At 56.1% G+C, this 12,959-nt stretch carries 10 protein-coding genes; 3 read left to right on the forward strand and 7 right to left on the reverse strand.

All coding sequences use genetic code 11. From position 1 onward, the window contains the following. The first annotated feature begins 14 nt into the window (after window positions 1-14). Window positions 15-773: a LuxR family transcriptional regulator gene (locus ACA055_RS13000; RefSeq protein WP_497683997.1), complete on the forward strand. Its 759-nt coding sequence runs from the start codon at window positions 15-17 to the stop codon at window positions 771-773. 177 nt (window positions 774-950) lie between these two features. Here the strand turns inward: ACA055_RS13000 and ACA055_RS13005 are convergent, their stop codons facing one another. The 5 genes from ACA055_RS13005 to ACA055_RS13025 form a co-directional block, all read right to left on the reverse strand. After that, a complete protein-coding gene (locus ACA055_RS13005) occupies window positions 951-1,970 on the reverse strand; it encodes a branched-chain amino acid aminotransferase (protein WP_497683998.1) in 1,020 nt (339 codons plus the stop codon). Window positions 1,971-2,240: 270 nt separating this feature from the next. Then, window positions 2,241-3,623 carry a dihydrolipoyl dehydrogenase gene (gene lpdA, locus ACA055_RS13010; RefSeq protein WP_497683999.1) on the reverse strand — a complete coding sequence of 461 codons (1,383 nt, stop codon included), beginning with the start codon at window positions 3,621-3,623 and terminating at the stop codon, window positions 2,241-2,243. Between the two features lie 3 nt (window positions 3,624-3,626). After that, a complete protein-coding gene (locus ACA055_RS13015) occupies window positions 3,627-4,898 on the reverse strand; it encodes a dihydrolipoamide acetyltransferase family protein (protein WP_497684000.1) in 1,272 nt (423 codons plus the stop codon). Beyond that, a complete protein-coding gene (locus ACA055_RS13020) occupies window positions 4,899-5,957 on the reverse strand; it encodes an alpha-ketoacid dehydrogenase subunit beta (RefSeq protein ID WP_497684001.1) in 1,059 nt (352 codons plus the stop codon). A gap of 1 nt (window position 5,958) precedes the next feature. Further along, window positions 5,959-7,194 carry a 3-methyl-2-oxobutanoate dehydrogenase (2-methylpropanoyl-transferring) subunit alpha gene (locus ACA055_RS13025; RefSeq protein WP_497684002.1) on the reverse strand — a complete coding sequence of 412 codons (1,236 nt, stop codon included), beginning with the start codon at window positions 7,192-7,194 and terminating at the stop codon, window positions 5,959-5,961. Between the two features lie 185 nt (window positions 7,195-7,379). Here ACA055_RS13025 and bkdR point away from each other — a divergent pair, with 185 nt between their 5' ends. Next, on the forward strand, window positions 7,380-7,868 hold the full coding sequence (gene bkdR / locus ACA055_RS13030; protein ID WP_016985245.1) for a Bkd operon transcriptional regulator BkdR: 489 nt from the start codon (window positions 7,380-7,382) through the stop codon (window positions 7,866-7,868). 121 nt (window positions 7,869-7,989) lie between these two features. Here bkdR and ACA055_RS13035 read toward each other — a convergent pair whose 3' ends face one another. Both ACA055_RS13035 and ACA055_RS13040 read right to left on the reverse strand, forming a co-directional pair. Further along, window positions 7,990-10,971, reverse strand: a complete 2,982-nt coding sequence (locus ACA055_RS13035) for a fibronectin type III domain-containing protein (protein ID WP_497684003.1) — start codon at window positions 10,969-10,971, stop codon at window positions 7,990-7,992. A 119-nt stretch (window positions 10,972-11,090) separates the two neighbouring features. Beyond that, window positions 11,091-11,954 (reverse strand): MBL fold metallo-hydrolase, encoded by an 864-nt coding sequence (locus ACA055_RS13040; RefSeq protein WP_497684004.1) that lies wholly within the window; start codon window positions 11,952-11,954, stop codon window positions 11,091-11,093. Between the two features lie 163 nt (window positions 11,955-12,117). Here ACA055_RS13040 and ACA055_RS13045 point away from each other — a divergent pair, with 163 nt between their 5' ends. Then, window positions 12,118-12,924 (forward strand): sulfite exporter TauE/SafE family protein, encoded by an 807-nt coding sequence (locus tag ACA055_RS13045; protein ID WP_497684005.1) that lies wholly within the window; start codon window positions 12,118-12,120, stop codon window positions 12,922-12,924. Window positions 12,925-12,959 lie beyond the last annotated feature (35 nt).

Below are 12,959 nucleotides of genomic sequence, written 5' to 3' on the forward strand. Positions count from 1 at the left end.
TGCAGGGATTCATCGTGGATGACTTATATAGAAAAAAAGAACTCCTGAGGATTAACTTCGAAGAGGTATTGGATGACTTCTCCGTTTTGGCCAAGGATTCGCACCGGCGTGACTGGGAAAGCCATCTACGCAAGGTCCTGCGTCGAATCGGCTATGACTGCTACTTGCTGAGCCTGGGGTCCTCTACAACAAATGATCCTTTCAATAGAATCATAACGACTTACCCTTCTGATTGGCTCAGTCGATATAAGGATGAGAACTTTATTCAGGTGGACCCGATAATCAGGCATTGTCGCCACCACTTTGTGCCGCTCTTCTGGGGGGCCGCACGGAGGCAGGCGCGAGGCAGGTCCAATGAGTTCTGGAAAGCACGTGAGGGGTATGGCCTTTTACAAGGTGTTAGCATTCCTCTGCGGTGTAACGAAAAGTTCGGCTCACTCAATGTCGCTCAATGCCTGAATTCCAATGATGAATACGACGATGATCTGAATGCCGCCCTAGGGAAGCTCTTCATGCTGATTCCGTTCCTTTTGGAAGGATCGCAGAAACACTTGAAAGAACCAGGCAAGCAATTCAGCAGCCTGACCCTGCGAGAGTGTGAAGTGCTGAAATGGTCTGGGGTGGGTAAAACGACTTGGGAGATGAGCTGCATCCTGGGCTGTTCGGAACGCACTATCAATTTTCATATCGCCAATGCCAGCCGAAAACTGGGCTCTTTCAGCCGTCGGCAAGCGGTAGGCGTGGCGTTAGCGCAGGGATTGATTTCACTGTAGCAATCCATCTGTTTATCCCTTCCATTGACCGGTGCGCATCGGCCAGCGTTTCCAGCCCCAAGCGGTAGGCGGCGTCCAGGACACGCCTGAGCAAAACGCCAGGTTTGCCTGAAGAAGCTAAAAAAAACCCCCCATCGCCAAGGCAATGGAGGGCATCGATGCCGCGGGAGCGTCAGATCAAACCTTGACGATCCAGCCCGCTGGCGCTTCGATGTCGCCGGTCTGTACGCCCGTCAGCTCTTTGTAGAGCTTCTGGGTTACCGGGCCGACTTCGGTTTCGCTGTGGAACACGTGCAGGTGGTCGTTGTAGCTGATGCCACCGATTGGCGTGATCACTGCTGCTGTACCGCAGGCGCCGGCTTCTTTGAAGTCCGACAGCTTGTCGATGAACACGTCGCCTTCGATCACTTCCATGCCCAGGCGCGATTTGGCCAGCTCGATCAACGACAGGCGGGTGATGCCCGGCAGTACCGACGGCGAGTTCGGGGTCACGAACTTGTTGTCGTGGGTGATCCCGAAGAAGTTGGCCGAACCGACTTCCTCGATTTTGGTGTGGGTCATCGGGTCCAGGTAAATGCAGTCGGCGAAGTGCGCCTTCTTGGCCTGGGAACCTGGCATCAGGCTGGCGGCGTAGTTACCGCCGACCTTGGCTGCACCGGTGCCTTGTGGGGCCGCGCGGTCGTAGCTGGAGATCAGGAAGTTGTGCGGGGTCAGGCCGCCCTTGAAGTAGGCGCCGACCGGGATGCAGAAGATCGAGAAGATGAATTCAGGGGCAGTACGCACGCCGATGTTGTCACCCACGCCGATCACGAACGGACGCAGGTACAGCGCGCCGCCGGTGCCGTAAGGCGGAATGAAACGCTCGTTGGCGCGGACCACTGCTTTGCAGGCTTCGATGAACTGCTCGGTTTCCACGAATGGCATCAGCAGGCGTGCGCAGCTGCGCTGCATGCGCAGGGCGTTCTGGTCCGGGCGGAACAGGTTGATCGAGCCGTCCTTGCAACGGTAGGCCTTCATGCCTTCGAAGCACTGCTGGCCATAGTGAAGGGCAGTCGAGCCTTCGCTGATGTGCAGCACGTTGTCTTCGGTCAGGGTGCCTTTGTCCCACTCGCCATTACGCCAGTACGACAGATAGCGCTTGTCGGTCTTGATGTAGTCAAAACCCAGCTTGTCCCAATTGATGCTTTCGTTACCCATGACACCCTCTATCACTGAACAACCGTCGAAACGGTTCAAGGCTTCTGACGTTTTTTGGATGGGGACAACAATACTTCATTCCGGACCCATTTCGCAGCCCGGACTATCGGGTGATTGGCAGATAAATGATGTTGCCCTTGAGAAATCGCGAGCAAGCCCGCTCCCACATTCGATCTCTGTTTGCCCTATAACCTGCAAACACCGCAGATCCAGTGTGGGAGCGGGCTTGCTCGCGAAGGGGGCATCACCAGCGCCATCAATCTCCCGGGATCACAAATGCAATGCATGCCCCAAGGCACGCAACGCCGCTTCCTGCACCGCTTCGCCCAACGTCGGATGCGCGTGAATCGTGCCGGCGATGTCTTCCAGCCGCGCGCCCATTTCCAGGCTCTGGCCGAACGCCGTGGACAACTCCGAAACACCCACACCTACCGCCTGCCAACCGACAATCACATGATTGTCCCGACGCGCCACGACCCGCACGAAGCCGCTTTTCGACTCCAGGGTCATCGCCCGGCCATTGGCCGCGAACGGGAAACTGGAAACGATGCAGTCCAGACCAGCAGCCTTGGCCTCGTCCGGCGTCTTGCCGACCACCACCAGTTCGGGGTCGGTAAAACACACGGCAGCAATGGCAGTCGGATTGAACTCACGGGATTTACCGCTGATCAGTTCGGCAACCATTTCGCCCTGGGCCATGGCCCGGTGGGCGAGCATCGGTTCGCCGCTGAGGTCGCCGATGGCGTACACGTTGCGCATGCTGGTCTGGCAGCGGTTGTCGATCTTGATCGCCGAACCGTTCATGTCCAGGTTCAGCGCTTCGAGGTTCCAGCCCTGGGTGTTGGGTTTGCGCCCGACCGCCACCAGCACCTGATCGGATTCCAGGTTCAGGGTATCGCCGTTCGGGTCGCGAACTTGTAGGGTATTTCCTTTTGAATCAAAGCCTTCGACGCTATGTTTCAAGTAAAGCTTCATGCCGAGTTTTTTTAGTTCGTCATGCACCGGCTGGGTCAGTTCGGCGTCGTAGGCCGGCAGGATACGATCCTGCGCCTCGACCACGCTGACGTCGGCGCCGAGCTTGCGATAGGCAATGCCCAGCTCCAGACCGATGTAACCACCACCCACCACGATCAGACGTTTTGGCACGGACGTCGGCGTCAGGGCTTCGGTGGAGGAGATGATCGGCCCGCCAATCGGCAGCATCGGCAGGTTGACGCTTTTCGACCCGGTGGCCAGCACCAGGTGCTCGCACTGAATGCGCGTGTCGCCGACTTCAACGGTTTTACCGTCGATCACTTTCGCCCAGCCTTGAATGACCTGGATCTTGTGCTTTTTCATCAGCGCTGAAACGCCAGTGGTCAGGCGGTCGACGATGCCGTCCTTCCACTCGACGCTTTTGCTGATGTCCAGGGTGGGCGCCGAAACGCTGATACCCAATGCCGAATGCTGGCTGTGGTGTTGCGTCTGGTGGAACTGTTCGGCGACGTGGATCAACGCCTTGGACGGGATGCAGCCAATGTTCAGGCAGGTGCCGCCCAGCGATTCGCCTTCCACCAGAATGGTCGAGATGCCCAGCTGACCGGCACGGATCGCCGTCACATAACCGCCAGGGCCGCCGCCGATGATCAGCAGCGTGGTGTTGAGAGTCTGCATTACTTACTCCACAAACAAGGTGGCGGGTTGTTCGAGCAAGCCACGGACGGCCTGGATGAATTGCGCCGCGTCCATGCCATCGACCACCCGGTGATCGAAGGAGCTGGAGAGGTTCATCATCTTGCGAATCACGATCTGGCCTTTGACGACCATCGGGCGTTCGACGATTTTGTTGACGCCGACGATTGCCACTTCCGGCAGGTTCAGCACCGGAGTGCTGACAATCCCGCCCAAGGCGCCGAGGCTGGTCAGGGTAATGCTCGAGCCGGACAGCTCATCGCGGCTGGCCTTGCCAGTGCGCGCGGCAGTTGCCAGGCGGGAGATTTCCGTGGCGCTGTCCCACAGGCTGCGGGCTTCGGCGTGACGCACCACCGGCACCATCAGACCGATGTCAGCCTGGGTGGCGATGCCGACATGCACCGCGCCGAGGCGGGTGATGACCTGGGCTTCGTCGTCGTAACGGGCGTTGATCTGCGGGAAGTCACGCAGGGCAACGACCAAGGCACGGACCAAAAACGGCAACAAGGTCAACTTGCCACGGGTCGCACCGTGTTTTTCGTTCAGGTGCGCGCGCAGTTCTTCCACGGCAGTGACGTCGATTTCTTCGACATAACTGAAGTGAGCGGCGCGTTGCGTGGCGTCCTGCATGCGCTGGGCAATCTTGCGGCGCATGCCGATGACCGGGATCTGTTCTTCGTCGTGGCGCTGGGCGTAAGCGGCAGCAGCGGTGGATTGCGGCTGTTGACCCTGGGCCAGATAGGCGTCGAGGTCTTCGTGCAACACTCGACCAGCAGGGCCGGTGCCGCGTACCAGACGCAGCTGAATGCCGAGATCCAGCGCATGCTTGCGCACGGCCGGGGAGGCCAGCGGACGCTCATCGGCCTCGCGAGCAACCATCGGGCCTTGGCACACGGCCGGACGTGGCGCAGCGGCCGCGGCGGGTTTGCTTTCAACCACGGCTTCAACTTTAGGGGCTGCAACCGGTGCTTCTTTGGTGACGGCTGGCTGAGCCGACTCTTTAACGTTGCCCGCGCCTTCGACTTCAATGCTGATCAGGATGCTGCCGACCGCCATGACTTCGCCCGGCACACCGCCCAACGCAATGACCTTGCCATGGACCGGAGATGGGATGTCGACCATCGCCTTGTCGGTCATGACATCGGCCAGCACCTGGTCTTCGACGACCATGTCGCCGACCTTGACGTGCCACACCGACAATTCAACTTCTGCAATGCCTTCGCCAATGTCCGGCATCTTAATAACGTGCGTGCCCATTCAGACCTCCATAACCCGATGCAAAGCCGCGCCCACACGGGTCGGGCCAGGGAAATACGCCCACTCTTGTGCGTGCGGGTAGGGAGTGTCCCAACCGGTGACGCGCTCGATAGGCGCTTCCAGGTAGTGGAAGCAATGCTCTTGCACCAGGGCGGCCAGTTCGGCGCCGAAACCGCAGGTGCGGGTCGCTTCGTGAACGATCACGCAGCGGCCGGTTTTCTTCACCGACTTGACGATGGTTTCCAGGTCCAGCGGCCACAGGCTGCGCAGGTCGATGACTTCAGCATCGATCCCGGTTTCTTCGGCAGCGACTTGCGACACGTAAACAGTGGTGCCGTAAGTCAGGATGGTCACGTCCTTGCCCGGACGGGTAATGGCGGCAACGTCCAGCGGCACGGTGTAGTAACCGTCCGGAACTTGCGCGGCCGGGTGTTTCGACCACGGGGTAACCGGGCGTTCGTGATGGCCGTCGAACGGGCCGTTGTACAGGCGTTTCGGCTCAAGGAAGATCACCGGGTCATCGTTTTCGATGGAAGCGATCAGCAGGCCTTTAGCGTCGTAAGGGTTGGACGGCATGACCGTGCGCAAACCACAGACCTGAGTGAACATCGCCTCGATGCTCTGGCTGTGGGTCTGGCCGCCGTAGATGCCGCCGCCGCAAGGCATGCGCAGGGTCATCGGGGCGGTGAACTCGCCGGCCGAGCGATAACGCAGGCGGGCGGCTTCGGAAATGATCTGGTCCGACGCCGGGTAAACGTAATCGGCGAACTGGATCTCGGCCACCGGGCGCAAACCGTAGGCGCCCATGCCCACGGCAACACCGACGATGCCGCTTTCGGAAATCGGCGCGTCGAACACCCGGGAGGTGCCGTACTTGTTTTGCAGGCCTTCGGTGCAGCGGAACACACCGCCGAAGTAGCCGACGTCCTGGCCGAACACCACCACGTTGTCGTCACGCTCAAGCATCACATCCATGGCCGAGCGCAGGGCCTGGATCATGGTCATGGTGGTGGTGGTCATGGCGGTTTCCAGCTCGATATTGTTGTTGTGATCGTTCATGTCAGATCCCCAACTCTTGACGCTGGCGCTTCAAGTGCTCCGGCATCTCTTTATAGACGTCTTCGAACATCGTCGCGGCGCTCGGAATCTGGCCGCCGGCGAGGGTGCCGTACTGCTCGGCTTCTTTCTGCGCAGCAATGACTTCGGCTTCGAGTTCGGCGCTGACAGCGGTGTGTTCCTCTTCGGACCAGTGACCGATCTTCACCAAATGCTGCTTGAGGCGCGCAATCGGGTCCCCCAACGGGAAGTGGCTCCAGTCGTCGGCAGGACGGTATTTGGACGGATCATCGGACGTCGAGTGCGGGCCGGCGCGGTAGGTGACCCACTCGAGCATGGTCGGGCCGAGGTTGCGGCGGGCGCGTTCTGCCGCCCAGGCCGAGGCGGCGTAGACCGCGATGAAATCGTTGCCATCGACCCGCAGGGACGCGATGCCGCAACCCACGCCACGACCGGCGAACGTCGTGGCTTCACCACCGGCAATCGCCTGGAACGTAGAGATGGCCCACTGGTTGTTGACCACGTTGAGGATCACCGGCGCGCGATAAACGTGGGCGAAGGTGAGGGCGGTGTGGAAGTCGGATTCAGCGGTAGCGCCGTCGCCGATCCAGGCCGAGGCGATTTTGGTGTCGCCCTTGATCGCCGACGCCATGCCCCAGCCCACACCCTGTACGAATTGGGTGGCGAGGTTGCCGGAAATGGTGAAGAAGCCGTGATCGCGCACTGAGTACATGATCGGCAACTGACGACCCTTGAGCGGATCGCGCTCGTTGGAAAGCAACTGGCAGATCAGGTCCACCAGCGGCACTTCCCGCGCCATCAGGATGCTTTGCTGACGGTAGGTGGGGAAGCACATGTCGTCGATGTTCAAGGCCAGGGCCTGGGCGCTGCCGATGGCTTCTTCGCCAAGGCTCTGCATATAGAACGACATTTTTTTCTGACGCTGGGCGACGACCATGCGGTTGTCGAAGATCCGCGTCTTGAGCATGGCGCGCATGCCTTTGCGCAGGATCTCCACCGGCACGCGTTCGGCCCACGGACCGAGGGCATTGCCCTGATCGTCGAGCACGCGAATCAGGCCCTTGGCCAGATCAGCCGTGTCGGCGGGTTCAACGTCGATTGAGGGTTTGCGCACCAGGCCTGCGTCGGTCAGATGCAGGTAGGAGAAGTCGGTTTTACAGCCGGGACGGCCCGATGGTTCGGGAACGTGCAGGCGCAGCGGTTCGTACGCTTGATTCATGGCTTCTACGCTCGATCTTGTGAATTTCTTGTAGTGAGCTGACAGATTTCCTTCGGTAAAAGGAATCTTGTCCTACAACAATCATAGGCCGGCCTAAGAAGAATATTTCTCTCTGTTTCGTTGCGTTGCAGATCATTTGAGGATAAAAAATCTGCATAAACACAAAAAACAGGTGGTTTTGTCTCATGCGCAAACTGGACCGTACCGATATCGGCATTCTCAACAGCCTTCAAGAGAACGCGCGCATCACCAACGCTGACCTCGCACGCTCGGTCAACCTGTCGCCGACACCGTGCTTCAACCGGGTCAAGGCCATGGAAGAACTGGGGCTGATTCGCGAGCAGGTAACTCTTTTGGATGCCGACCTGCTGGGGCTGCATGTGAATGTGTTCATCCACGTCAGCCTGGAGAAACAGGTGGAAGAGGCGTTGCAGCATTTCGAAGAGGCAATCTCGGATCGCCCGGAAGTGATGGAGTGCTATTTGATGGCCGGCGATCCGGACTACTTGATCCGTGTGCTGGTGCCGACCATTCAGTCGCTGGAACGCTTCATGATGGACTTTTTGACCAAGGTGCCGGGCGTGGCGAACATTCGTTCGAGCTTTGCGCTCAAGCAGGTACGGTACAAGACCGCGCTGCCGTTGCCGGCGAATGGGTTGACGTTGGGGAGTTAAAAAAGTGGAGCGCGTTGTAGCGCGCTCCACTTCAGGCAAAAGCCAACGCCGCTAGGCTTTATCGGAAATGATAAGGTCTACACACCATGCAAATAGTAACAATCATGGATATGACGTGTATTCATCCTTCGATTCCCTTGCCTATGATACTTATAGTTACGAAGTGTTGTTCATTATCCTCCGCATCGGGATAAGTGGCGTAGAGTTTGAATGTGTATACTTTGCCTACTTCCAGAAGGCTCTTGTTGTACCAGGAGGTTATGTGGCCTGCAATATTTTCTGTGCCAAGCTCTGACTCCATTACATAGCCACCCCATCCATGTTTTACGGGTCTATCCCATTGTAGGCGGACGAGCACATTACCGTGGGAGGCGACGTGGTAATTTACTGGAAGCCTTGAAGGGTCGATCTCGGCAGCCATCGTATTTAGAAGGATGCTCGCAGGCCCTGAAGTGCCCGCGCTGTATACAGTTTTCGCGGTTACGGTGTACGCGGTATCTGGAGTCAAGCCGCTGATTTCACAACTGTCACTCGGGGCTAAAACATCAATAGGGGTATTGGAGTTAGCTTGTAGGGTGTATTTCAATGCCCCGTAATATTGCGTCCATTTTACCGTGGCGGATGTACTTGTGACATTAAGCACTTGCAGGTCGTCCGGTGGTTCGATGGCCGGTTCAAGTAGATATTCAGCGAATTCTGACGGTAGGGCAATTTTGCTTAATGCCCTGATTTTAAGTGTGTTGGGAATGCCTCGATTAAGTTCTGTGAAGGAGTAGGAGCGACTAGTGGTAGGGATATTTTCAATAAATTCGTCGTTGCTCCAGACCTGAAAGCATACGAGTTTAGATAAGTCTCCGTAGTACTTCCATTGGGTGACAGCTTTTCTGTTAGTTATTCGACTCGCCTCGAGATCCGTTGGTGGTACGGGGGGTGTCATATCAATTTCGACCGACTCTGGAACGGAGCAAAAGCTTAAACTATTAATTGCCCATGCCTCTAGAAGAAAATCTTTGTCTGCTGAATAATTTTCAAATGTATAGGTGTTTGTTGAAGCCGAAACGAGTACTGGAACGGCCTCATTCAGCGAAATTGCGTAGTTTATTACGTTTGGGTTGGTGGAGGGTGTCCAGGAAATAGTGGTTCTGGCTGGTGTACGATGGTTTATTTTTAGATCTGTAATTTGCTCTGGTGCTGTGTCATCAAAAACGAAGTCGTGATTGTACATGCCCAGTACGTTCTCATCTCTGTCTAATATAGAGTCATCTATAGCCAGTGCGTTGCTCGGGCCCTTGGCCCACATTACACAGTGATGACGAATTTCTTCACCCGGTCTAGCCGTGAAGTTGAAGCTGGGGTGTACCTCTGGCTCATGAGCAATGATCCTCATGTCGTTCTCATTTATCCAGACCTGGTACCATATCGTCAACTCAGATTGAGGCTCTGCAGTTATTTCCCAAACGACGTGGCCGTTATATAATCCCGTTTCTTCGTTGTATTCAGCAATGTTTACTTTAGGGTTGATTAAGGTTGGGCGTGGGTGAAGTGTTAGTGTCGTGTATTCTGAGTAAAATCCATTAATATCTTTTGCGCGAAGGGTTATTTCGTATTTTTCAGTTGCTTCCAGGTCGTTTAGAAGGCATGTGGTGCGTGTTTCAGTTTTTGCGAGTGTTCCGTTTAGATACACTTCATAGTGTTGTATTCCTGCTTCATCCAAGGAGGCTGTCCAGTCAAAAGTCACTGCGCGATGACTAATATAAGTGAATCTTAAATCAGTGGGAATGGTTGGAGGAGTGACGTCTTGAATAAGGTCGACCGTGTTGGAGTCGTCTGAGACATGGTCTGAGTTGTCTACGGCTCTAACTTTAAATGAGCTATTTAGCAGTCGCTGGTTTTTTAGTTCGTAAGGGTTGTTACTTGTGGAGATTATAATATTATCATTTCGATAAATTTGATACAGTCGCACACCAAGATTGTCGGTGGAAGTGGTCCAGTTGAGTTTTAATGTATTTTGTTTTGTGCCGTTGACTAAATCTTCATCCATTATTTCTACAGTCAAATTTGCTGGAGTGCTTGGCTTGGATTTATCTGAGCCCCTGCGTCTATTTAAATCGATGCAGCGATCCACTACGCTGATTTTAGATTCTTCGGTTTCAATGAAGTCGACCATAACGATTTTGGCATTCAGAAATCCGTCTTTGAATGCTTCTGTTCGTATCGGACTATTCCTGTTCAGATTCATTGCGCCTGAACTATTGCGAGCGGTGGCAGAGAGCACCCAGTAATTATTTCCTGGAGGGGATTTCATTGTGTTAGTGGTGAACAATGCTGTGTTTTGTTCGGATTCAGCAGAGCTCCATTCGTGTCGAAAAGTACCCCATATCTGTTTTCTCTGCACGACCTCGCTCGGCCATTTATCGTTGGGGTTTGGGGCTTCTGGGTCTGGCGCTGGTTGTCCAGGGACAGGGTCTGGTCTTGGGGGTTCTGGATAATTGTGATCGAAGGCAAAAATGATGCGGCCTTTAGGATACTGTTGACGAATGTCTGCAATACTCAAGTTGTTAGCTTCGCGCGGGATTAAGTATTCTTTGATTGGATCGAACTTAGGTAGGAGTCGATAAAGGCTGGTGTGTGAATGTTTACCTCGATCGTACGTATGAAAATCAAGGATTATAATTTCACCCGGATTAGAGTTGCTGAAATTTTTAACGGCCTCAATTAAATGTTGCAAGTGCCGACCTGCGCTTACGGGGCCATGCTTGAACTCAAACACTTCTACACGCGTCCAGCTTGCAAGTTGACCATCGGAGTTGGGCTTATTATAAGTGCTGTCAACCAGGCGCAAATCCAGATAGCGTGCGCCGGCGGCCAGTTGCTGAGGAAAAGAGTTGTTCTGGTTGGCCCCCAACATTTCCTCAAGCCCAAAGGTTCCCGCCTTGTCGACCCCCGAGTTATGCGCACCAGGGATGGCCAGTTGATGCACTTTCAAATGCGCGATTTCCGAGGCGATCTCGGTCATCCAGCGGCTGTAGTTCGTTCTGGGCTCAATAGCGTCAGATGGAACTGTTTCCAAAGTGACAGGTGTACCGATTGGATCGTTATTCATGATTATGCCCCTGAAAAAAAATATAGAGGCATGAATCCTGCGCTGTTCTGAAAGTTGGCGTAACTAGCAGAACTGTTAGTTGTACTGGTCTGTTTTTTGCTGGTTTTCCGCGGATGTTTTCACAACCGATTGATCGGAATCTTCAGATAAGTCACGCCATTATCCTCCACCGGCGGCAAATTCCCCGCTCTTACATTCACCTGAATCGCCGGCAGCAACAACGTCGGCATGCCCAACCCGGCATCGCGCTGGGTGCGCATGGCGACGAAGGCGGCTTCGTCGATGCCGTCGCGAACGTGGATATTGCTTCTGCGCTGCTCGCCGACGGTGCTCATGCACTGAGGCTCGCGGCCTTCGGGCGGGTAGTCGTGGCAGACGTAGAGGCTCACGCTGGCAGGGAAGGCCAGCAGCTTGTGGATCGAAGCGAACATCTGGTTGGCGTTGCCACCGGGAAAGTCGCAGCGTGCAGTGCCGACGTCGGGCATGAACAGTGTGTCGCCCACCAGAATCATATTGCTGTCGATCAAATACGCCATGTCCGCCGGCGTGTGGCCGGGCACATGCAGAGCCGTGGCTTTGAGACTGCCGATGCGGAATGACTCGTCCGGCGCGAACAGATGGTCAAACTGCGAACCATCGATACGAAATTCCGGCTCAAGATTGAACAGGGTCTTGAACACACCCTGAACCTTGCTGATCGATTCGCCGATGGCGATCTTGCCACCCAGTTCCCGACGCAGATAGGGCGCGGCGGACAGGTGATCGGCATGGGCGTGGGTTTCCAGCAGCCATTGCACGTGCAACTGATGTTCGCGCACGAAGGCGATGATTTTGTCGGCTTGGCTGGTGCCGGTGCGGCCGGCGGCCGGGTCGTAGTCGAGTACCGGGTCGACGATCGCGCATTGGTCGCCATCGACTTCATAAATCACGTAGCTGTAGGTCGATGAGGCGGGGTCGAGGAAGGCTTCAATCAAGGGGGGCATGGTGGCCGTTTCTTTTGGGACAGGCTTTGAGGGTAGTTTCATTTTCCCTGGGTTGACCAGCCCCGCATCCATTCAATTAATGAAAAAAGCTGCGCAGGCTCTATCCTGTCACTCAATCGATACCGGGCGAACCCGGCTTTTTTTCGCGGATCATGAGTGTTTTATGTTGCTGGCAAGTTTTTTTGGCGTGGTCATGGGCCTGGTCCTCGGATTGACCGGCGCCGGTGGCGGGATTCTTGCGGTACCGGCCCTGGTGCTGGGGTTGGGCTTGACCATGACCCAAGCCGCACCCGTCGCGCTGTTTGCGGTAGGCAGTGCGGCGGCGGTCGGGGCCATCGATGGTTTGCGCCACGGACTGGTGCGCTATCGCGCCGCGCTGTTGATTGCATTGTTGGGGGCGATTTTTTCCCCGGTGGGTATCTACTTCGCCCATCAGTTGCCGGAAAAAATCCTGATGATCCTGTTCAGCCTGCTGATGGTCATGGTGGCCTGGCGGATGCTGCGCCGTGAACGGCAGGACGAAGGACCGAGCGATCATGGTCACGCCAACTGGGGCCAGAAGAACTGCATGCTCGATCAGCAGACCGGGCGGTTTTCCTGGACGGCCAAATGCACCGCGACCCTGGCGGCACTCGGTGCGGTGACCGGGGTTGTCTCGGGACTGCTCGGGGTGGGCGGCGGCTTTCTGATCGTGCCGGCCTTCAAGCAACTCACCGACGTGCAGATGCGCGGGATCGTCGCCACGTCGTTGATGGTCATCAGCCTGATTTCCGCGATCGGCGTGATCGGCGCGTTTCACGCCGGGGTGCGAATCGACAGCCTCGGTTACGCCTTCATCGCCGCCAGCATCGTCGGCATGATCATTGGCCGAAAACTGTGCGCGCAAGTACCGGCCCGCACCTTGCAAATCGGCTTCGCTTCCGTCTGTGTGGTGGTCGCTGCCTACATGCTGTTTAGAGCAGGCGTCTAGCAGGTACCGCTTCCTCCGGGCGCCAGTCCGCTCCA

The sequence above is a fragment of the Pseudomonas sp. LBUM1657 genome (genome assembly GCF_059716075.1).

Coding starts and splice junctions, on each gene's coding strand:
- ACA055_RS13015 (WP_497684000.1), bottom strand. CDS start 4,898: ATGGGCACGCACGTTATTAAGATGCCGGACATTGGCGAAGGCATTGCA.
- lpdA (WP_497683999.1), bottom strand. CDS start 3,623: ATGCAGACTCTCAACACCACGCTGCTGATCATCGGCGGCGGCCCTGGC.
- bkdR (WP_016985245.1), top strand. CDS start 7,380: ATGCGCAAACTGGACCGTACCGATATCGGCATTCTCAACAGCCTTCAA.
- ACA055_RS13040 (WP_497684004.1), bottom strand. CDS start 11,954: ATGCCCCCCTTGATTGAAGCCTTCCTCGACCCCGCCTCATCGACCTAC.
- ACA055_RS13035 (WP_497684003.1), bottom strand. CDS start 10,971: ATGAATAACGATCCAATCGGTACACCTGTCACTTTGGAAACAGTTCCA.
- ACA055_RS13005 (WP_497683998.1), bottom strand. CDS start 1,970: ATGGGTAACGAAAGCATCAATTGGGACAAGCTGGGTTTTGACTACATC.
- ACA055_RS13025 (WP_497684002.1), bottom strand. CDS start 7,194: ATGAATCAAGCGTACGAACCGCTGCGCCTGCACGTTCCCGAACCATCG.
- ACA055_RS13045 (WP_497684005.1), top strand. CDS start 12,118: ATGTTGCTGGCAAGTTTTTTTGGCGTGGTCATGGGCCTGGTCCTCGGA.
- ACA055_RS13020 (WP_497684001.1), bottom strand. CDS start 5,957: ATGAACGATCACAACAACAATATCGAGCTGGAAACCGCCATGACCACC.